General features: G+C 40.7%; 2 protein-coding genes. Both read right to left on the bottom strand.

Annotated features, from left to right (window positions below; translation table 11 throughout):
- Positions 1-226: 226 nt before the first annotated feature.
- Positions 227-526 (bottom strand): hypothetical protein, encoded by a 300-nt coding sequence (locus tag ACQ33O_RS11900; protein WP_430995809.1) that lies wholly within the window; start codon positions 524-526, stop codon positions 227-229.
- Between the two features lie 385 nt (positions 527-911).
- Positions 912-24,992: a sugar-binding protein gene (locus tag ACQ33O_RS11895; RefSeq protein WP_430995808.1), complete on the bottom strand. Its 24,081-nt coding sequence runs from the start codon at positions 24,990-24,992 to the stop codon at positions 912-914.
- Positions 24,993-25,627 lie beyond the last annotated feature (635 nt).

The following is a 25,627-nucleotide window of genomic DNA, read 5'->3' as shown; positions in this document are numbered from 1 at the left end:
CAATAAACTTTGGGAAATTTAAACAGATTAGGTAATGCCGGTTCTTGCAGCAGGAATTAGAAAGGTTTTGCTAATGTAATTCGTCAATTTTAAAAATGCAATAGACAGGAAATATATTTTTTATTTATATTTTCGAAAATAGTAATGCATAGACGAAGATAACAGATACAGATATTTAATTCGTCTGTTAGTTAGTGTTAGTGTTGTAAATATTATTTGATTAATATTAATGTGGCTTGAATGAAGGATTTGTGTACATCGATTTATTATACAAATAATATCTGCCATCATCAAAATTACGCCAGTATCGGTGGCCTTGAAAGTCGTAATAATATCTACCATCAGGAGTTTTGGTAGCAACCGAATGATTTACGGTTATGATCTTCGGCGGTGGTGGTTTTTTGGCCTTTACCACAGTTTTATGGATAGCTGATTTAGGAACTTTCTCAGGCACATGTGTTCTACTGCAGCTAGTTATGAGCAGGGATATTGTGATGGATAGTATTGCTGTACTTGCAGTTTTCATTTCTTCTCTCCGGCAATTATGTTGCCTGTAATTGTTAACGATATAATCAATTGATTAGTATGGGGAAAGTACGCAAAGTAAAGTGTATAAATAACCAGCTTACCAATTTTGAGAGTGCATCTGTTAAGCCATATAACATAATGTTGAATTCCAAATTCCGAGATCACTTTGCACTGAAGATGATCAGGGAACCAACCGGTAAGCATGTTGTAATTGCTTGTCGGCGGCTTTTTTTGCCTGCCCCGATTATTTCGGGGGTTACTTTTTTCCCGCAAAAAAAAGTAACAACAGGCGCTCACAAAAACAAAACAAAAATAAAAAACCCCATAAACTTTCATTTATGAGGTTTTTAAGTTTCCCAATTAAACATTGCAGCTTATATAAGTTATCTTATAACCACTACATTGCCTTTTTGGATTTTGCGTTTAGTGCCATTTAAGGTGTACTTAGAATACCAGACATAGTTATAGTTAGCGGAGACTACGCCTTTATAAGATCCGTCCCATCTTCCTTTAGGGTCGTAGGTCTTATAAACCAGTTCTCCGTACCTGTTATAAACGAATAGGGAGTATTCTGTTACTCCTCTCAGATCTCCCAATGCACCGAAGTCATCATTCAATCCATCACCATTAGGTGTAATGGCTGTCGGGAAGAAGATGTCACTGCATTTATCCAGTACCGTTACTTTTACACTTGCCGTACTTGTACAACCATTATCATTGGTTACGGTTACAGTATATATACCTGTTTGTCTTGCTACATATTGAGCACCGGTTGAACCATCCTGCCATAAATAATGATCATACACGCCCGGACTCAATACGGCTGTATCATCCGGACAAATTTCCCTGTCGCCACCTAACGAAGCAGGGGCAATGGTTTGTATATTTAACACCAGCGTTGCAATTGAATCACATCTTGTAGAACTAATCAATGTTTTGGTGTATATGCCAGGAGCATTATACCTGGTGCCGTTCCAGTTAAACGGTAGATCTCCTTCACAAATTGTAAAGGCAGTAGTACTTGTTTTTACAGGATTCACTGTTAACACAAGCGTTGCAGTAGAATCGCAGCCACCAGCATTGGTCAATATAACTGCATACGTTCCGGCAGTGTTATAGCTATTACCATTCCAAGTGTATGGTAACGCAGATGAACAGATGTAGTTATAGGTTGTGCTGCTTGTTTTTGTTTTTACGGTTAAATTCAATGTTGCAGTAGAATCGCAGCCGGCAGCATTGGTCAATCTTATTGTATAAGTACCGGTTGCACTATAGTTACTATTGTTCCATCTGTATGGTAATTGATCTTCACAAACTACAGCAGTGGCAATACTTGAGGAGCTTGTTTTTACTGATAAGTTCAATGTAGCTATAGAATCGCAGCCGGCAGCATTGGTCAATTTCACTGTATAAGTACCTCCAGTAGCGTACGTGTTGCCATTCCAACTGTATGGTAATAGAGAAGAGCAGATATCCCTGTTGGTTATACTTGAACTGGTTGCCCTTACTGTCAAAATCAATGTTGCAATAGAATCACAACCTGCAGCATTAATCAGATTAGCAGTATATGTTCCTGCAGTGTTATAATTGTTGCCATTCCATGTGTATGGTAATGTAGAAGCGCAAACACTAGCATTGCTTATGCTGGTTGAGGTTGATTTAACTGTCAATATCAATGTTGCAGTAGAGTCACATCCAAATGCATTCACCAATTGTTTGGTGTAAGTGCCCGATGTATTGTAGCTATTTCCATTCCATACATATGGTAATGAAGATGGGCAAATACTTACAGTATTGCTGCTGGTAGTATTTGTATTTACATTCAATACCAGTGTTGCAATAGAATCGCAACCTGCAGCATTGGTCAGCGTTTTAGTATATGTTCCTGCTGCATTGTAGCTACTGCCATTCCATGTATATGGCAGACCAGCAGGGCAGATGCTTATGTTAGTGGTTGAAACACTTGTGTTTTTTACCGTTAAATTCAATGTTGCAATAGAATCGCAACCAGCAGCATTGGTGAGTGTCACTGTATATATTCCTCCGTTAGAATAATTATTGCCGTTCCAGCTATAAGGTAATGCAGTTGTACAAACACTTACCGGTGTTGTGCTAGATGAAGTTGCTTTAACTATTAAGGTCAATGTTGCAGCAGAGTCGCAACCAACACTATTGGTCAGATGTGCTGTTTGTGTGCCGGCTGTAGTAAAGGTTAATCCGTTCCATGTATATGGTAATGCAGTTTGACAAATATTGATCGTATTGGTCGATGTGCTTGTATTCTTCACAGTCAAATTCAATGTTGCAACAGAATCGCATCCATTGCTATTGTTGAAAGTAACACTGTATGTTCCTGCGGATGCATAACTATTATTGTTCCATGAATAAGGCAATCCGGTAGGGCAGATACTCACATTGGTAGTGCTTGATGAAGTTGCATTCACCGCTAATATCAATGTAGCAGCAGAGTCGCAGCCTGCACTGTTGATCAGATGTGCTGTTTGTGTACCGGCTCCGGTAAATGTCAATCCGTTCCATGTGTATGGTAAGGATGCAGGGCAGATACCAATGTTCGTTATTGATGTACTTGTATTCTTCACAGTGAGATTCAATGTTGCAACAGAATCGCAACCATTACTATTATTGAAAGTTATACTGTAGCTGCCTGCAGCTGTATATGAGTTATTGTTCCATGTATAAGGTAATGCAGATGGGCAAACACTTATATTAGTAGTGCTTGATGAAGTTGCATTTACCGCTAATATCAATGTAGCAGCAGAATCGCATCCATTGCTGTTGGTCAGATGTGCCGTTTGTGTGCCGGCTGAATTAAATGTCAATCCATTCCATGTATATGGTAACGCCAGTGGACAAACGCTTATGTTGGTGATAGATGTGCTTGTGCTCTTCACTGTTAAGTTAAGCGTTGCAATTGAATCACATCCATTAGCACTTACCAATGTTACACTATATGTACCGCCGGTTCCATAAGTATTGCTGTTCCATGTATAAGGCAATGCAGAAGGACAAATACTTATATTAGTTGTACTTGTTGTAATGGAGTTAACGGTTAATGTTAATGAAGCGGCAGAGTCGCATCCGTTGCTATTTGTCAGATGCGCTGTTTGTGTACCTGCACTATTAAATGTCAATCCGTTCCATGTATATGGCAGTGCAGAAGGGCAGATGCTTATATTGGTAGTTGAAGTGCTAGTGCTATTCGCATTTAAATTCAAAGTGGCGACAGAGTCACATCCTGCTGCATTTACAAGTGTTACAGTATAGATGCCGGTAGTTGTATAAGTATTTCCATTCCATGTGTAAGGGAATACAGAAGGACAAATACTGATATTGGTTGTACTGCTTGTGATCGCTTTAATGGTTAGGGTTAGTGTAGCGGCAGAGTCGCATCCGTTGCTATTTGTTAGATGTGCTGTTTGTGTACCGGCACCGGTAAATGTCAATCCGTTCCAACTATATGGTAATTCGCTTGGACAAATGCTGATGGTTGTTGTTGATGTAGTTGGGGTTTTAACTGATAGGTTCAATGTTGCAACAGAATCGCATCCATTGGCATTGGTAAATGTTACATTATACGTACCTCCGGTAGGGTAACTGTTACTATTCCATACATAAGGCAGATCGGTAGCACAAATACTTACATCCGTTGTGCTTGATGAAACTGCATTCACTGCTAATATCAATGTAGCGGCAGAGTCGCATCCGTTACTATTGATGAGATGAGCTGTTTGTGTACCTGCTGCATTGAATGTTAACCCGTTCCATGTATATGGTAACGCCAGCGGGCAAACGCTGATATTTGTTGTTGAAGTACTAATAGTGTTTACTGCTAGATTCAATGTAGCAGCCGAATCACAACCAACACTATTTACCAAGTGCGCTGTTTGTGTACCTGCTGCATTGAATGTTAATCCGTTCCATGTATATGGCAGATCAACAGGGCAAATGCTGATGTTTGTTATAGATATATTAGGTTGGTTGATGGTTAAATCTAATGTAGCGATACTATCACATCCATTGCTATTGGTTGTTGTGTATGTATAGATGCCTGAGTTTGTATACGTATTTCCATTCCAAGTATAAGCTGAACATTCAGTATGTGTTGTATTGCTGATCGTAACTGCATTTACTGTTAATACTAATGTAGCTGCCGAATCGCAACCAACGCTGTTTAACAAGTGAGCTGTTTGTGTACCTGCTGTGTTGAATGTTAATCCATTCCATGAATAAGGAAGATCGGCAGGGCAAATGCTAATATTAGTTGTTGATATACTGGTACTTTTTACCGTAAGATTAAGTGTGGCGGCAGAGTCACATCCTGCACTATTAATAAGATGGGCTGTTTGTGAGCCTGCGGTACTGAATGTCAATCCATTCCATGTATATGGAAGGTCGATCGGGCAAATAGTTATGTCGGTAACCGATGTGGTTGGTAGGGTGATTGTTAAGTCGAGCGTTGCAATACTGTCACATCCATTACTGTTAGTAGATGTGTATGTATAGATACCAGAACCTGTATACGTATTTCCATTCCATGTATAAGAATTACATTCGGTATGTGTTGTTGTGCTGGTAGTAATTGGATTTACCGTCAAAATTAACGTGGCCGCAGAATCACAACCTATACTATTGGTTAAATGTGCTATCTGAGTACCTGCTGCATTGAATGTTAATCCATTCCATGTATATGGTAGATCGCTTGGACAAATACTGATATTAGTAGTTGAAGTAGTATTTGCATTTACAGTTAATATTAATGTGGCTGCCGAATCGCAACCATCAGTATTGGTCAGGTGAGCAGTTTGTGTGCCCGCTGTATTAAATGTTAGTCCGTTCCAGCTGTAAGGTAGATCCGTAGGACAGATACTGATTGCTGTTGTGGAAATAGTCGGTTGAGTGATGGTCAAGTTCAATGTTGCCACACTATCGCAACCCAAACTATTTACTGTGGTATAGGTATATGATCCTGATGCAGTGTAAGTGTTTCCATTCCATGTGTAAGAAGAACATTCGGTATGTGTTGTAATACTTGTAGTGATCGGATCTACAGTTAATATCAATGTAGCAGCGGAATCACAACCTTCACTATTTGTTAGATGTGCAGTCTGTGTGCTGGCAGCATTGAATGTTAATCCATTCCATGTGTATGGTAGGGCAGATGGACAAACGCTGATATTGCTTGTTGATGTGCTTACATTTTTTATAGTTAGATCAAGTGTTGCAATAGAATCACATCCAACTGAATTGGTCAATGTTACATTGTATATACCTCCGGCTGAGTAGCTATTACTGTTCCATGAGTAAGGTAAGTCAGCAGGACAAATACTGATATTTGTAGTTGAAGCGCTTATTGCTTTTACAGTTAATATCAATGTAGCTGCAGAGTCGCATCCATTGCTATTGGTTAGATGCGCCGTTTGTGTGCCTGCAGTATTAAATGTTAATCCGTTCCAGGTGTATGGCAGATCAACAGGACAAATACTGATATTAGTAGTTGATGTAGTGTTAGCATTTACAGTTAATATTAATGTAGCGGCTGAATCACAACCTGCACTATTTATTAAATGAGCTATTTGAGTACCTGCTGTATTGAACGTTAATCCGTTCCATGAATATGGTAAGTCTATCGGACAAATAGTAATATTGGTAAGCGATGTAGTTGGTTGAGTGATGGTCAAGTTCAAAGTTGCTACACTATCGCAACCCAAACTGTTTACAGTAGTATAAGTATATGATCCTGATGCAGTGTAAGTATTTCCATTCCATGTGTAAGAAGAACATTCAGTATGTGTTGTAGTACTTGTAGTGATCGGATCTACTGTTAATATCAATGTAGCAGCGGAATCACAACCTTCACTATTTATTAGATGAGCTGTTTGTGTGCCGGCAGCATTGAATGTTAATCCATTCCATGTGTATGGTAGTGCAGATGGACAAACACTCATATTAGTTGTCGATGTGCTTATATTTTTTATAGTTAGATCAAGTGTAGCAATAGAATCACATCCAACTGAATTGATCAATGTTACATTGTAAGACCCTGCACCGGTGTAGCTATTGCTGTTCCATGAGTAAGGTAAGTCTGCCGGACAAATACTGATATTTGTAGTTGAAGTGCTTATTGCTTTTACAGTTAATATCAATGTAGCCGCAGAGTCGCATCCATTGCTATTGGTTAGATGCGCCGTTTGTGTGCCTGCAGTATTAAATGTTAATCCGTTCCAGGTGTATGGTAGATCAACAGGACAAATACTGATATTAGTAGTTGATGTAGTGTTAGCATTTACAGTTAATATTAATGTAGCAGCTGAATCACAACCTGCACTATTTATTAAATGAGCTATTTGAGTACCTGCACTACTAAAGATCAGACCGTTCCAAGTGTATGGTAAGTCGATCGGACAAATAGTAATATTGGTAAGCGATGTAGTTGGTTGAGTGATGGTCAAGTTCAAAGTTGCTACACTATCGCAACCCAAACTATTTACTGTGGTATAGGTATATGATCCTGATGCAGTGTAAGTATTTCCATTCCATGTGTAAGAAGAACATTCGGTATGTGTTGTAATACTTGTAGTGATCGGATCTACAGTTAATATCAATGTAGCAGCGGAATCACAACCTTCACTATTTGTTAGATGTGCAGTCTGTGTGCTGGCAGCATTGAATGTTAATCCATTCCATGTGTATGGTAGGGCAGATGGACAAACGCTGATATTGCTTGTTGATGTGCTTACATTTTTTATAGTTAGATCAAGTGTTGCAATAGAATCACATCCAACTGAATTGGTCAATGTTACATTGTATATACCTCCGGCTGAGTAGCTATTACTGTTCCATGAGTAAGGTAAGTCAGCAGGACAAATACTGATATTTGTAGTTGAAGCGCTTATTGCTTTTACAGTTAATATCAATGTAGCTGCAGAGTCGCATCCATTGCTATTGGTTAGATGCGCCGTTTGTGTGCCTGCACTACTAAATGTTAATCCGTTCCAGGTGTATGGTAGATCAACAGGGCATATGCTGATATTAGTAGTCGAAGTTGTATTTGCATTTACAGTTAATATTAATGTAGCGGCAGAGTCACATCCAACGCTGTTAGTCAAATGAGCAGTTTGAGTTCCTGCACTGCTGAATGTTAATCCGTTCCATGTGTATGGCAGATCGATTGGACAGATGCTGATGTTAGTGGTTGAAGTGCTGATTGCTTTTACAGTCAGATCAAGTGTTGCAATACTATCACATCCAAATGCATTGGCAAGCGTAACATTGTATATACCTGCAGCGGTATAAGTATTACTATTCCATGAATAAGGAAGGTCACTAGGACAAACGCTAATTGGTGTAGTACTTGTAGTGATCGGATCTACAGTTAATATCAATGTCGCAGCAGAATCGCAGCCCTCGCTATTTATTAGATGAGCAGTTTGAGTTCCTGCTGTATTGAATGTTAATCCATTCCATGAGTAAGGTAACGCTGCCGGGCAAACGCTTAAATTAGTTGTAGAAGTTGTATTGTTTTTTACAGTTAAGTTAAGTGTAGCAATAGAATCACAGCCTGCTGCGTTCACAAGTGTTACATTGTAAGAACCTGCAGCGGTATAAGAATTACTGTTCCAAGCATAAGGCAAGTCAGCCGGGCAAATACTTATATTGGTTGTGCTAGTTGTAATAGCTTTTACGGTAAGTGTTAATGTGGCTGCAGAGTCGCATCCATTGCTATTGGTTAGATGTGCAGTCTGCGTACCTGCACTACTAAATGTTAATCCGTTCCATGTATAAGGCAGATCAACAGGGCAAATACTGATATTAGTAATTGATGTAGTGTTAGCATTTACCGTTAATATTAATGTAGCGGCAGAATCACAACCTGCACTATTTGTTAAATGAGCTATTTGAGTACCTGCTGTATTGAACGTTAATCCGTTCCATGAATATGGTAAGTCGATCGGACAAATAGTAATATTGGTAAGCGATGTAGTCGGTTGAGTGATGGTCAAGTTCAAAGTTGCTACACTATCGCAACCCAAACTATTTACAGTGGTATAGGTATATGATCCTGAAGAGGTGTAAGTATTTCCATTCCATGTGTAAGAAGAACATTCGGTATGTGTTGTAATACTTGTAGTGATCGGATCTACAGTTAATATCAATGTAGCAGCGGAATCACAACCTTCACTATTTATTAGATGAGCAGTTTGAGTGCCGGCAGCATTGAATGTTAATCCATTCCATGTGTAAGGTAGTGCAGATGGACAAACGCTGATATTGCTTGTTGATGTGCTTACATTTTTTATAGTTAGATCAAGTGTAGAAATAGAATCACATCCAACTGAATTGGTCAATGTTACATTGTAAGACCCTGCACCGGTGTAAGAATTACTGTTCCATGAATATGGTAGATCAGAAGGACAAATGCTCACGGCAGTTGTGCTTGTTGAAATAGCTTTTACAGTTAATATAAGCGTTGCTGCCGAATCGCAACCTGCGCTATTGGTCAAATGAGCTATTTGAGTTCCTGCGTTGCTGAAGGTTAACCCATTCCATGTGTAAGGTAGGTCGGATGGACAAACACTAATACTTGATGTAGATGTTGTCGGTTGAGTGATCGTCAAATTTAATGTCGCTGTACTGTCACATCCTACGCTATTTACGGTTGTATAAGTGTATGATCCGGATGAAGTATAAGTTGTTCCATTCCAAGTATACGAAATACATTCCGTATGAGCTGTTGTGCTGGTTGAAATAGCTTTTATGCTTAGGATCAATGTTGCGGCCGAATCACAACCTTCACTATTTGTTAGATGTGCGGTTTGTGTGCCGGCAGCATTGAATGTTAATCCATTCCAAGTGTATGGTAATGCAGAAGGGCAAACGCTGATACTAGTAGTTGAAGTACTAGTAGCCTTCACCGATAGTATCAATGTAGCTGCTGAATCGCAACCTGCGCTATTGGTCAAATGAGCTATTTGAGTACCTGCACTGCTGAATGTTAATCCATTCCATGTATAAGGTAGATCAGATGGACAGATACTAATATTTGTTGTAGATATTGTTGGTTGAGTAATGGTTAAATTTAATGTTGCGGTACTATCACATCCTACATTATTTATAGTGGTATAAGTATATGTTCCCGATGAAGTATAGGTGTTTCCGTTCCAGCTATAAGAAGTACATTCCGTATGATTTGTTGTACTTGTTGAAATTGCTTTTATAGTTAGGGTCAGCGTAGCCGCTGAGTCACAACCTGCACTATTGATCAGATGAGCAGTTTGTGTTCCACCACTATTAAACGTCAAACCGTTCCATGTATATGGTAGGTCGCTAGGACAAACGCTGATATTAGTATTTGAAATACTTATAGCTTTCACCGATAGTATCAATGTAGCAGCGGAATCGCAACCTGCACTATTAATTAAATGCGCTGTTTGCATTCCTGCACTGTTAAATGTTAGTCCATTCCATGTGTATGGTAGGTCGCTCGGACAAACACTAATATTCGATGTTGATGTTGTTGGTTGAGTGATCGTTAGATTTAATGTTGCTACACTATCACAACCCAAACTATTTACAGTTGTGTAGGTGTATGATCCGGATGATGTATAAGTATTTCCATTCCATGTATAGGACGAACATGCTGTATGTGTTGTTGTGCTGGTGGTGATAGCTTTCACAGTTAGTGTCAACGTAGCCGCTGAGTCACATCCAACACTATTAATTAAATGCGCTGTTTGCGTTCCGCTTGTGTTAAATGATAATCCATTCCAGATGTATGGCATAGCACTTGGACAAACATCAATACTACTGCTACTTGTTGAAATAGCTTTTACTGTTAATACCAATGTAGCCGCCGAATCACAGCCGGCACTATTTGTTAGATGTGCAGTTTGAGTTCCTGCACTATTAAATGTTAGTCCGTTCCATGTGTATGGCAGGTCCGGAGGACAAATACTGATAGTAGTAGTTGAAGTTGTAGGCTGAGTGATTGTTAAGTTTAATGTTGCTGTACTATCGCAGCCCACGCTATTTGTAGTTGAATATGTATATGTTCCTGAGGAGCTATATGTATTGCCGTTCCATGTATAAGAAGTACACGAAGTTTGATTTGTAGTGCTGGTAGAGATTGCCTTAATTGTCAATATTAAAGTAGCAGCTGAATCACACCCAACACTATTTGTTAAGTGAGCTGTTTGTGTACCTCCGCTGTTAAACGTTAACCCGTTCCATGTATAAGGAAGATCGCTTGGGCAAACACTGATATTTGTTGTTGAAATACTTGTGCTCTTAACCGTTAGTATAAGAGTGGCAGCCGAGTCGCAGCCGTTGTCTGCGGTTAAAATGGCTGTTTGCGTTCCAGCACTGTTAAAGGTTAGCCCATTCCAAGTATATGGAAGGTCGCTAGGACAAATACTCAGGCTGGTAGAACTTATGATGGGAGCTGATTCAGTAATTGTAACAGAAATGACATCGCTACAATTATTTGCATCTGTAACAGTATACGAGTAAGTTCCTGCGGCTAATCCTCCAAAAATTCCTGTGCCTGTATATGGCCCGGTTCCTCCTGATGCAGTGATTGTAACCGACCCGGTACTTGCACCGTTACAAAGAACATCGATATGTGTTTCAGCAGCGATCAATAATGTTGGTTCAGTTATAGTTACAGAAACTACATCTGTACAACCATTTGCATCAGTTACAGTATAAGAATATGTTCCTGCAGTCAATCCGTTAAATGTTCCTGTGCCTGTGTATGGTCCTGTACCACCTGAGGCAGTTATGGTTGCTGTGCCTGTATTTCCTCCATTGCAAAGAACATTAGTATGAGTTTCGGCAGCAACAAGCGATGTTGGCTCAGTAAGTGTAACTGAAATAGTTTTAGTACAGTTATTAGCATCTGTTATGGTATAAGAGTATGTACCTGCAGCTAATCCATTAAATGTTCCTGTTCCTGAGTATGGTGCAGAACCGCCGGTCGCTGTAATTGTTATACTTCCTGTTGTTCCACCATTACAAAGAATGTTTGTGTGTGTTTCGTTAACAACCAATAATGTTGGTTCTGCAATGGTAACAGAAATACTTTTGCTACAATTGTTTGCATCTGTTACTGTGTATGAATAGGTTCCTGCAGTTAATCCTGTGAATGTGCCGGTACCGGTATATGGTCCGCCGGTTCCACCCGAAGCATTGATCGTAATTGTTCCAGATGCATCACCATTGCACTGAACATCAACATGTGTTTCCGTTACAATAAGCAACGTTGGTTCCGTAATGGTTACAGAAATATTTTGACTACAGCTGTTTGCGTCAGTAACAGTATAAGAATAAGTTCCTGCAGTTAATCCGTTAAAAGTTCCTGTACCTGTATAGGGTCCTGTACCTCCTGTCGCACTGATCGTTACAGAACCGGTATTTCCTCCGTTACAAAGAACATTTGTATGTATTTCGCTTGGTACCAATAATGTCGGTTCAGTAATTGTAACAGAAACAATATCTGTACATCCGTTAGCATCCGTAACTGTGTAAGCATAAGTTCCTGCTGTTAATCCGCTAAAAGTTCCTGTGCCGGTATATGGCCCGGTTCCTCCTGATGCAGTGATTGTAACCGACCCGGTGCTTGCACCATTGCAAAGTATATTGGTATGTATTTCGTTTGCAACTAATACAGTTGGTTCAGTGATCGTAACGGAAACAATGTCTGTACAACCATTTGCATCAGTCACTGTGTAAGAGTGAGTTCCGGCAGTCAGTCCTGTAAATATTCCTGTTCCTGTATAAGGCCCTGTTCCTCCTGTTGCACTAATTGTGGCCGTACCTGTATTACCGCCATTACAAAGAACGTTGGTATGTATTTCACTTGCGACCAATGTTGTCGGTTCAGTAATTGTGACAGAAATATTCTTACTACAATTGTTGGCATCAGTCACTGTGTAAGAATGAGTTCCGGCAGTCAGTCCTGTGAATGTACCTGTGCCTGTATATGGTCCGGTTCCTCCTGTAGCAGTTATTGTAACAGTGCCTGTATTTCCTCCATTACAAAGTACGTTAGTATGCGTCTCACCTAAAACCATTAATGCTGGTTCAGTGATCGTTACGGGTACAACTTTGTTGCAACCATTTCCATCTGTAACTGTATATAAATAATTTCCTGCAACAAGACCGGTAAAAGTTCCAGTGCCTGTATATGGTCCTGTTCCTCCTGTAGCACTTATGGTAACAGTACCCGTAGCTGCTCCGTTACAAAGTACATTTGTATGTATTTCACTCGGGGTCATTAAACTGTTTTCCGAGATCGCAACAGAAATATTTTTACTGCAACCATTTGCATCGGTCACAGTATAAGAATAAATACCTGCAGTGAGTCCTGTAAAAGTTCCTGTTCCTGTATATGGTCCTGTTCCTCCTGTAGCACTTATAGTTATTGAACCTGTAGCAGCTCCGTTACATGGTACATCTACATGTGTTTCACTTAATACTAGTAATGTTGGTTGTGTAATAGTAACAGAAGCTGTAGCTGTACAGCTTTTTGTATCGGTAACGATCACTGTATAACCGCCGGCAGGTAATGCTGTTGCCACGGCTCCGGTTTGTACAGGACTGCTATTCCAACTGTAAGTATAACCGGGGGTTCCACCCGCTGGTGTTACGGTTGCAGTGCCCGTTGATGCACCAAAGCAATTAATATTTGTTGATGCTATACCGGCAGTAGGCTTAGGGTTAACAGTTATAACTACTGTGGATGTTACAGCAGGGCAAGGTCCTGCAGGGTCATCAGTTGTTAGTGTAAGCGTTACGGTGCCACTGGTAATAGAAGGTGTATACGTTGACGTTAGTGAGTTTGCATTTGAAAAACTTCCACTTGGAGCACTCCAGGTAGCATTGGTTGCACCACCTCCAATACTTCCTGCCAAAGTGATGCTGCCAGTTGCACAAACAGCTTGAGCCGGGCCGGCATTTGCAGTAGCAATTGGATTCACAGTAATAATGACAGTTGAAGTCACAGGTAAACAAGGGCCTGCAGGGTCATTCGTTGTCAAGGTTAATGTAACCGTTCCGCTACTAATAGAAGGTGTATACGTTGACGTTAGTGAATTTATATTTGAAAAACTGCCGCTTGGGGCACTCCATGTTCCGCTTGTAGCACTCCCGCCAAGACTTCCTGCCAAAGTAATGCTGCCGCCTGCACAAACTGTTTGTGCCGATCCTGCATTTGCGGTAGCTATAGGGTTCACCGTGATAACAACAGTGGATGTTACAGCAGGGCAAGGGCCTGAGGGATCATCAGTAGTTAATGTAATTGTTACTGTTCCGCTTGCAATAGAAGGAGTGTAAGTTGACGATAGTGAATTTGCATTCGAAAAACTTCCGCTCGGAGCACTCCATGTTCCGCTTGTTGCACTACCACCGATGCTTCCTGCCAAAGTAATACTACCTCCTGCACAAACTGTTTGTGCCGATCCTGCATTTGCAGTAGCTATCTGATTAACAGTTATAACCACCGTCGATGTAACTGAAGTACATGGTCCGGCCGGATCGTTGGTAGTTAATGTTAAAGTAACTGTACCATTTGTTATCGATGGTGTATAGGTAGAGGTTAGCGAATTAACGTTAGAGAAGCTTCCTGATGGAGCACTCCATACTGCACTGGTAGCACTGCCACCAATACTTCCTCCCAGCGTAACAGAACCTCCTGCGCATATTGTTTGTGGTGATCCTGCATTGACAGTGGCAATTGGATTAACAGTAATAAGAACTGTAGCTACTGCAGGCACGCAAGGTCCTGCGCCATCGGGGTCATTGGTTGTTAGTGTAAGCGTAACGGTTCCACTCGTTATTGAAGGAGTGTAGGAAGATGACAAAGAGTTTACATTAGAAAAGGTTCCACTTGGAGCACTCCAGGTAACACTGGTGGCACTACCTCCAAAACTTCCGGCAAGAGGGGTAATGGTACTTCCTGCACAAACCGTTTGTGGAGATCCTGCATTAACAGTAGCAATTGGGTTTACTGTTATAACTACAGTTGATGTTACAGCGGTACATGGACCAGCCGGATCATTGGTTGTTAAAGTAAGCGTTACAGTGCCGTTTGTTATAGATGGTGTATACGTTGACGCTAGTGAATTTACATTAGAGAAACTTCCGCTCGGAGCACTCCATGTTGCACTGGTTGCACCTCCGCCAAAACTTCCTGATAGTGTTACACTGCTTCCTTGGCAAACAGTTTGTGCTGTTCCTGCATTTACTGTTGCTATAGGATTAACTGTTATCACAACTGTAGATGTAGCTGCTAAGCATGGTCCTGCGCCATCTGGGTCATTGGTCGTTAAGGTAAGTGTTACAGTGCCGCTTGTAATAGATGGGGTATAGGTTGACGTTAGTGAGTTTGCATTTGAAAAACTTCCGCTTGGCGCTGTCCATGTAGCGCTTGTAGCACTTCCGCCAATACTACCCGCCAATGTAGCAGATCCATTAGCACAAATAGTTTGAGCAGATCCTGCATTTGCTGTTGCAGATGGATTTACTGTAATGGTAAATGTTTTAGCGGATCCCGGACAACTGGCTGAAGGTACACCACCTGTAAAAGTTGGTGTTACTGTTATGGTTGCTGTGATCGGGCTTGTTGTACTATTTGTAGCAACAAAAGAAGCTATATTCCCACTACCACTTGCAGCAAGTCCTATAGCTGTATTACTGTTGGTCCATGCATAAGAGGTTGCTGTTCCTCCGAATGTAACGGCAGCTGTGCTGCTTCCTTTACAAACCAACTGATTCGCAGGCTGGTTCACAACTGGTATTGGGTTAACGGTTAAGGTTGCTGAATTACTTATACTTCCGGCACATCTGCCATTAATAAATTTTAAACGATATAACCAACCTGTTTGTGAAAGGGTTGGGGTGAAAGTATAACTGTTTGTTGAGTTTCCGTTATATGTTGTATCTAATGTGCTGGGAATGTTGATCCATGTTGTTCCTCCATCTGGACTATATTGCCATTCGGTTTGTAACATACCGTTACCGCCATTACCCGAAGCAGTGAAAGTAACCGTTCCGAAATTATCACAACCTGTTTGTGAGGTTGGTTGCAGTTGTGGATTTAAAGGAGATGAGACTTCCAATAATGCAGGGTTTGTTGTGGCGGTTCCACAAATATTTGTGAAAACAGCTCTATAATAATATCCATCCTGATTTGCATTGGCAACCGGTATATTATAGGTAGTTGATGTGGCACCGGAAATATTGGACCAACTTGCCCCTCCGTTAGTTGATTCCTGCCATTGAACTGTTGGAGTGGGTGTTCCGATTGCAGTAGCAGCAGCGGTAAAGAATGCTCCGTTAAACTTACAGACTCCCGTATCGACAGGTTGCAGCGTTATTATAGGAGGTGTACTTATGGTTGCTGTCGTGGTAGCAGTTACTATAGGACAACCTGCAGCTGCAGCAATGCTGTATGTTATAGTATAAATTCCGGGAGTGCTGGTTGTTGGATTTATTGTGCCCGTTGATGCATTGATTGATAAACCTGCAGTTGATGAATATGTGCCCCCTGCAGTTCCGGTACGAGTAACAGATATACTAGAGCTGCCATTGTTACATAGCGGTGATGGATAACTTATAGTCGCAGCTGGTATTTGAGTAATAGTGACACTTGTTGTAGCAATTACAGCAGGGCAACCACCAGCCGCAGCTATTGTGTAAGTTATTGTATATGTACCAGGTGTACTTGAAGCGATATTTATTAACCCTGTAGATGGATTAATAGATAGTCCGGCAGTTGAAGTGAATGTTCCTCCGGTTGATCCTGTTAATGTTACTGCAGCAGTAGCTCCATTTGAACAAAACGGAGAAGCGTAACTGATAGTTGCAGCAGGTAGTGTTGTTACTGTTAATACTAAGGTTGCTGCCGAATCGCAACCTAGGCTATTAGTGAGATGGGCTGTTTGTGATCCTGCCGTATTAAACGTTAATGAATTCCAGGTGTATGGAAGCAATGATGAACAGAGTGTTAAGTTTGTAGTACTGCTTGAGTTTGGCTTTACTGTTAAAATCAAAGTAGCTGCCGAATCGCAACCAACACTGTTAGTGAGATGAGCTGTTTGTGATCCTGCTGCATTAAATGTTAATCCATTCCATGTATATGGTAGGGCAGAAGGGCAAACACTGATATTAGTTGTGCTGGCAGACGTTGCTTTTACTGTTAACACAAGTGTAGCAGCAGAATCACACCCAACGCTATTAGTGAGATGAGCTGTCTGAGTTCCCGCCGCATTAAATGTAATTGCGTTCCATGTATAAGGTAAATCGGAAGGGCAAATACTAATATTTGTTGTACTGGTAGACGCTGCTTTTACTGTTAACACAAGAGTAGCAGCCGAATCGCATCCAACACTATTTGTAAGATGTGCTATTTGAGTTCCTGCCGCATTAAATGTAATAGCGTTCCATATATAAGGAAGATCAGAGGGACAAATACTTAAGTTGGTTGTACTAGTCGATGTAGCTTTTATTGTTAACACAAGTGTAGCAGCTGAATCACAACCAGCACTATTTGTAAGATGAGCTGTTTGAGTTCCTGTCGCATTGAATGTTAATCCGTTCCATATGTATGGTAGATCCGAAGGACAAATACTTAAATTAGTCGTACTGGTCGTATTCGTTTTTACTGTTAAGACTAATGTAGCTGCTGAATCACATCCCACACTATTCGTGAAATGTACTACGTATGTTCCGGCGGTATTATATGAATTGGTATTCCATGTGTAAGGCAAATCTGCCGGACAAACACTAATATTTGTTGTACTTGTAGAAACAGCATCTACAGTAAGTGTCAGCGTAGCAGCTGAGTCACATCCCACACTATTTGTAAGATGTGCTGTTTGAGTGCCTGCCCCGTTAAATGTTAACCCGTTCCAACTGTATGGTAACGATGCAGGACAAACGCTGATGTTTGAAAAAGATATTGTATTTGCTTTTACGGTTAATACTAAGGTTGCTGCCGAGTCACATCCAACACTATTTGTAAGATGAGCCGTTTGTGTACCTGCAGCATTAAAAGTTAATGCGTTCCATGTGTATGGCAGATCAGCTGGACAAACACTAATGTTAGTAGTACTTGTTGTATTTGCTTTTACGGTTAATACTAAGGTTGCTGCCGAGTCACATCCAACACTATTTGTAAGATGAGCCGTTTGAGTGCCTGCCCCGTTAAATGTTAGTGCATTCCATGTGTAAGGCAGATCAGCGGGACAAACACTAATGTTAGTAGTACTTGTTGTATTTGCTTTTACGGTTAATACTAAGGTTGCTGCTGAGTCACATCCAACACTATTTGTAAGATGAGCCGTTTGTGTACCTGCAGCATTAAATGTTAGTGCGTTCCATGTATAAGGCAGATCAGCGGGACAAACACTAATGTTAGTAGTACTTGTTGTATTTGCTTTTACGGTTAATACTAAGGTTGCTGCTGAGTCACATCCAACACTATTTGTGAGATGAGCCGTTTGTGTACCTGCAGCATTAAATGTTAGTGCGTTCCATGTATAGGGCAGATCAGCTGGACAAACACTAATGTTTGTTGTACTTGTTGTATTTGCTTTTACGGTTAATACTAAGGTTGCCGCTGAGTCACATCCAACACTATTTGTGAGATGAGCCGTTTGTGTACCTGCAGCATTAAATGTTAGTGCGTTCCATGTGTAAGGCAGATCAGCAGGACAAATACTAATGTTTGTTGTGCTTGTGGAGGTGGCCTTTACCGTTAGTATTAAGGTGGCCGCCGAATCACATCCAACACTATTTGTGAGATGAGCCGTTTGTGTACCTGCAGCATTAAAAGTTAATGCGTTCCATGTATAGGGCAGATCAGCTGGACAAACACTAATGTTTGTTGTGCTTGTGGAGGTGGCCTTTACCGTTAGTATTAAGGTGGCTGCCGAATCACAACCAACACTATTTGTGAGATGAGCCGTTTGTGTACCTGCAGCATTAAATGTTAATGCGTTCCATGTATAGGGCAGATCAGCTGGACAAACACTAATGTTTGTAGTACTTGTTGTATTTGCCTTTACAGTTAATACTAAGGTTGCTGCCGAGTCGCAACCTGCACTATTTGTAAAGTGTGCTGTTTGTGTACCAGCAGCATTAAAAGTTAATCCGTTCCATGTGTAAGGTAGGTCAGCCGGGCAAATACTTAAGTTAGTGGTACTCGTTGTATTGGCTTTTACAGTTAATATTAAAGTCGCTGCCGAGTCACATCCAATACTATTTGTGAGATGCGCTGTTTGTGTACCAGCAGCATTAAAAGTTAATCCGTTCCATGTGTAAGGTAAGTCAGCAGGGCATAGACTCAGATTGGTTGTGCTTGTTGATGTAGCTTTTACTGTAAGCGTTAACGTTGCCGCTGAATCGCATCCAACACTATTTGTGAGATGTGCCGTTTGTGTACCTGCAGTATTAAAAGTTAATGAATTCCATGTGTAGGGTAATGCTGTAGGACAAACACTAATGGAAGATGAGCTTGTTGATATTGCTTTTACTGTAATGTTAAGTGTTGTTGTTGTGGCACATTGTCCTACGGTAGGAGTAAATGTATAAGTTGTTGTGCCTACACTTGCTGTACTTACAGCAGGGCTCCATGTTCCTGTTATCGGTGTACTGTTTGTAGAGCTTGTGGGTAATACCGGAGGTGTTGAATTTTGACAAACTGCTGCAATGGGATTAAATGTTGGTGTAACAGGTGCTGGTGAAACTAGTACTACTGAATCGGTTTGTATCGTGGATGGAATTACACAACCATAATTTTTATATAAAGCGGTACCTGTTGAAGTGAAGTTTACATAAGCCCCATCATTATTAGCAGAAGAACCTCCTGTTGTTCCATTTTTATTGATCAATGATTCTGTATAATAGGTAACAGTATCTGTACAGCCTGATCCGAAATTCATGCTTAATGTTCTTGGTCCTGCAGATCCTGTATTATTTGCAAAATGACCTGAGGTGTTTCCCGGGCATTGAAACAACACATAAAGCGTATCACTCAGATTAGCAAAACTGTTGAAAGAGGTAGTTGGAACATTGCTGGTGATCAATACAACATCTGCTCCGGCTGGCAATGTTGCCGGAGCGGCAATTACTTTTCCTCCTCCGGTAATTGTTGCATTTACATTGGCAATGAAAGTAGCATTCGTGCAAAGTCCTCTCCATGTATCCGTTGGGGTTGGCCAGTCGGCTGTTAATGAAGCATAACTCAACGGTGTTGGACCAACCTGAAAGAAAACCATTTCCTGTTCATATTCTACCGGAGAACAAGCATCTACAAGAATACTTTTGATTTCAAAGCAGGCAGATGGTATAACAGGGGTAGATGATGATGTACATCCATTGGCATCTGTTACAATAACCTTATAAGTGTTTTCACATAACCCTGTAATTGTTTGTGTAGTAGCACTGCTATTCGTCCAGGAATATGTGTAAGGTGCTGTTCCGCCAACAACATCGGCACTTGCCGTTCCGTCGCACACACCATCGCAAGATGGGTTGTTTCCATGCGTATAAACAATTGGTGTTGGGTAAAGACTAAGGTTTAGTGTTGCAACAGAATCGCATCCAATCGAATTAACAAGTGTGACAGAGTAAGTGCCTGCAGACGAATATGAATTACTATTCCAGCTATAAGGTAACGCTGTAGGACAAATGCTAACATTAGTAGTACTTGTTGATGTTGCTTTCAAAGAGAGATTCAAGGTTACAATAGAATCGCAACCGGTTCTAAAACTTGTAAGTGTGTCTTTATAAGTTCCGGCAGCACCGATTGAATTTCCTCCCCAGCTATAAGGCAATTCTGAAGGACAGATGGAAACGTTTACAGTAGTTTGTGTTACAGTATCTACAGTAATTCTTACTGTATCAGTAACTGTACAGGGAGTTGTTATCGAAATATCATCAATGGCAAAATCATTTCCAACCCCGGCTATGTTATTATCATAGAATGCTATGTTTGCAGTAGTGCCTGTTGCTACCCAGGAATAAGTTACTTGCTGCCATCCATTACAAGCAGTCGAAGCAGGAGCAGTATAAACGCCAATGCTGGTTCCATTTATTTTACTGTTTATTTGTGCAGGACTTCCCGATGCAACCGTTTGAACCCAATAGCTAAATGTATAAGTTGAGCCTGTATTCACCGGAACAGTTTGTTCCCAGAATTTGTATGTGGCGCCATTACCGGCATCCGAGCCATCAACAACAAGCATGTTGCCGGTACCGGTAGTATGATCTCCGCAGGAAGTAAAGAATTGATCATGGCCATTAGGATTTGTTCTGACAGAATAAGTCTGTCTTGCTGTTGTTTGCGAAGTGTAGTAACTGTATTCTGAGCTGAAGCCAACATTTCCGGATTCGAAATCCGGATTAACAATTAAGTTGCTTAAGCTTTGTGAACTAACGGTATAGGTAGTTGTAGCAAGAGGAGTGGCCACCGGGTTCGCAATGTTAGTAGCGCTTAATCCGGTTGCCGGCGACCATGTATATCCACCGGTTCCGCCACTTGCATTTAGTTGCACTGAAGCACCTTTACAAATGCTTGTGTCATTTGATACAACAAGTGGGTTAACGAAACTTTGAAGTGTAATTGTTTGGCTTGGTACTGAACTTGGAGTAGCGTCTGTAACAGTAATCACATAATTTCCGGGAGCAAGTCCGGTAAAATATCCTGTTGAGTTCGATGTATATGGTCCCCCAGGGCCTGTTAGGGAATATGTATATGGTGGAATACCGCCTGAACCCGTAGCTCTGATAGAACCATTAGTGAATCCTGTGCAAGATGGATTCGTGTTGTCATAGATCATTGAAAGTGGAGCAGGCGTACACACACTTAATGGTAATTGACCAAAAAGGCTTGGGTCAGAAAAAGCATTTGTACTATTTGTGTTCCATGAAACTTGTGTATCTCTTGAACCGCCATTATCATCATCATCAACCTGTACATCTATGCCAATCATTCTGCCGTTAGTAGCAGATCCTCCAATCGTTGACCAGGGTATTGCAACTTCGACCGTGTATCCGACACCGGGAGTTACTACAACTGATGAACTTATTGAACCTATTTTGGAAGCGCCGTTTGTACCTGCATTTTTAACTCCATCAGCTCCAACCGCAATTTGAAAATCATTTGCATCGTACGAATTTGCTTTTTCATTTTGCCCGTCGATAAATATTTCTATTCCATCATTCTCCCACCAGTTTCCTCCATCATTAAAAATATTAGGATCTTTAACTGTAACCAGAATGTATAAATTGGTAGCATCGTATAAAGTTTTCCATTGAGTGCCTACAAAGTCGGCAGATATAGTGCCGATCGTTGTTTTTTGTATAGGAAGATATGTTGCTGTATTCCAGGCGGCATCAATACTACCGTTGATCGTAATTGGCGTTGAGGTAAATGGAATGACTGAGCCATCGCACAAAACGCCGCAGTTGTTTACAGTTAAAACTAAAACAACAGTTGAGTCGCAGTTTGTAGAACTGGTTAAAGTAGTGCTGTATGTTCCGGCTGCACTGTAAGAATGACCACTCCAGATATAAGGTAGAGCCGTATTACAAACTGTTGCATAGGTAGTATCTATTTCAGGAGCAACAAAAATGGTGTGGTTAAGTGTACTATCACTAACATAAGCCCAGTTGTCAATTAAACGTTGATTGCCCCATGAACCTGCATTCATAGATGGGCTTGTGCTATTCGTGCTGCTACAAGTCGCACTTTGTGGAGAGCATGTGCCGCATTGTGTCCAGCCATGTGAATATACTCCCGATGTATTTACGCCGCCGGTTCCGTCGGATGATGAAGTAAAAGAACAGTTATTACCTGTAGGTAAATTTGTATCATTCCAATACAAAGTACTGCTTGGCGATCCCGGACCATTCAATCTGTTTACACTAATTCCACCGAAAATTTCAATATCGCTCATTACAAAATGAGTTTCACCAATATTTGTAATAAGCACTTTAACATTCATCGGTTGAGATAAAGGAATGGTATTGCCAAGTCCATCTAACCCGTTGAACGGAACTGTATTTACTCCGTTTACAAAAGTCACTGTATCTATACGATCTACTGCATCTGTGAAGATGCCATTATTGTTTACATCAATTTGTATATATCCTTTTTGAGTAAAATTGGTCACATTAAAAACAATATTACCTGCGGCAGAACAAGTACTTGTTCTTGTAAATGTTGGTGTAGTAAGACTAGGAACGGGTGGTGTAGATATTAAAGGTTCTGTCACTTGTCCTCCTCCGGCTGCTATATTGTAACGAACTGCTGATGTTGGTAAGCCACTATCGAATGCAGAGAAAAATATTTTATTTTTTGAGCCGCAATTTGCAAAGTCCGGACCAAGTGGAGAACTAGCTCCGGAATATGCAATACTTTGATAAGCAGAAGTACAAGATCCTGCTGCAGTTCTAACACCTAGTGAATCGGAGACAATCGTATAATTTAAACCATTTAATCCCGAATAGGTTGCTGAATATTGATAACCGCTTGGAGTTAAAAAGTACAAAGTAAAATCAGGTTCAACGCCACTCGATGCATCATGCCCATGAAGACTTTCTGTCCATACTCTTCCTGTGATTGTGGTTCCTCCCGAGGTATATACATTCAAGCTCGGACAAACAACATCATTCCCATTACTACCGGCAGGAATGGCTTGTATAGTCCAGATACCCTCGGTAGCTGCTGTTACAGTAATTTGAGATGTCGTACACTGGCTACCGTTAGCTGTACCGATTGTACAACTACTGTATGGACCGGTAGGTGTAAACGCATTGATCGTCCAGTTACCAGCAGAGTTATTATCTGTTCTGATAATGTTCCAGTCTATTTTTTCACCGGCCTTTACATAAGCATACAAATAAAATGTTCCTTCTTTGGCAGCCGATCCGTTTAATGGTCCACTGCCGCTACAATTTCTTTCGGGTGCTGCCGGGGTAGTAAATGTTAGATCTGTACCATAACTTACTCCCACAGCATTGACTGCAAAAGAACGAATATGATAAGTTGTATTCGGTAATAAACCTGTGAGAGATGAAGTAAAAGAGCCTGTTCCACCGGTTCCATTGATGATCTTGCCGCCACCTGTAGTGCTAGTAGTGTCTGTAATTGGACCGGTGCTGTAGATCAAACCTTTTCTTGTTACGGTAGCACCTCCGTCACTTGTTACGTTTCCTCCACTTGTGGCTGTATTACTTGTAATAGCGCTTGCAGCAGTTGTAGTAACTGTAGGCAGACTTAATACAGCTATTGTTTTTGTACCCTGTGCGGCAACTGAGCCACATGTAGTAGGACTCCCGGAGAAGGTTAAGTTTGTAGGGGATAAGGCAGAAGCAGTAATTGAATGGCCGGCTACTCCTCCTGCAGCAATATCGGTTGTTACCCAAAAATATCCGGTATTCCCTGAACTAATAACTTGGCTAAATGGTCCGAAATTTATTGGACTTGTTGCAAGTCCGGTACTAACGGTACTGAGTAGGGTAGTAGTGCTGAATGTATTGCTTGATGTGTAATATAGTTTATAGTTTGTGATATCACTAGTAACCAAACCGCTATTGGTAAAAGGAAAAGAGAAATTAGTTATTGTTAGATTAGTACTATTTGCACCTACTGAAAAATTTGTGAGAATATTGTTGGTTGAGCCATTGCCAATATTCCCCGCTGTAACGGTTGAATTGGCGGCCATAGTTGCGTTGGCACAAAATGATGAAGCTGAAGTACCGCAGATCACCATATTTCTGATATGCAATGTTCTGGAACTGTTAGTAGGCGATGCAGAAGACGTTATGTATAGTCTGATCGATTTGGTTGTTCCGCTTGGAACAGAAATGGATAGGCCGGTCAAACTTACATTATCCGGAGAAGCAGAACTGCCCGAAGATATTGTAGTGGTTACACCTGTTGGAGTGGTACCATCGTATAAACTGAAAATAAGCGACCCTGAGCTATTACTCATAAACGTAGAGAAAGTGATACTGTTTATAGTAAGGTTATTTCCAGACGATGCAGTTACAGGAAATTCCAGATAAAGGCCATCGGCTGTATTAACAACTTTAGGCCAGTAAGTAGCAGGACTAGCAAATCTTTGCCAACTAAAACCTCCCGAGTTTGTATAACTCGGTGTATTCATTCCGGGCCCCTTTATTTCTCCATTATTGCTGGTAGATGCACCACTATTAGCAGTTTGTGTTGTATCCGCAGCAAGTGACCATGTCTGACAAAACTGTGCAGTTAATTTTGTAGTTGATAAAATCGAACAAAGCAGAAGGATAAAAAATATTTTGCTGTAGCTGGTTTTTACTAATGTTGACAACAGGCTACAAGCCTTCCCTTTAGCATAGGTACACCTATGACTGGAGGGTACATGCGACCCCCTGGGTTGTCTGGTAGAAGTATGAGTCATCAATAAGTGTGGATTATTGAGTTACAGCTTAATGCATAGATATGCGGATTTCAATGGAAGCATTTCGAAAGGTTTAGGATAAGTACAAAATATGGCTCTTAAAGGTAGCAAAAAAAGGGCCATATTTAACATTTTTTTACGAAAATTGGTAGAGCGAACATATGTCTATTGCATTTAACCTTTTTTGTTTGTATTTTGGGGGTAATATATTTCCAACCATCGTATGTAATTCACTTTTCTATCTACTGTCTTTTGAGTATTTAATCGATTAATTAATAAAGACTTACAAGCGTGTATAATATTTGTTTACTTATTGACTAGGGTCTTTAAAAGTAAATTTAATTGGACATTTTCTGAAAATACAATCTGTACCTGGTTTTTAGGAGTTCAGATGTGAAGAACCGGGCTGCCGGAGTTGAAAACACTTCGGCGGCTTTTTATAAGCCGTTGTAAACCAATAAATCCATCTAAAAAAGTTGTTAAAACTATTATAAAGAACCTAATCAAACTTGCTCACAGGGTGCATTTACGTACTTTTGCACCCCAATCCGAAGCCCCTTACAGTAATTATACGTAAAGGGCTTTTGTTTTGGCGCAATTTTTGTCTTTTTTATTTAAACCATACAATATAGATA

The organism is Ferruginibacter sp. SUN002 (assembly GCF_050611725.1).
GTDB lineage: Bacteria > Bacteroidota > Bacteroidia > Chitinophagales > Chitinophagaceae > Ferruginibacter.
This window is presented reverse-complemented; position numbering and strand designations above follow the sequence as displayed.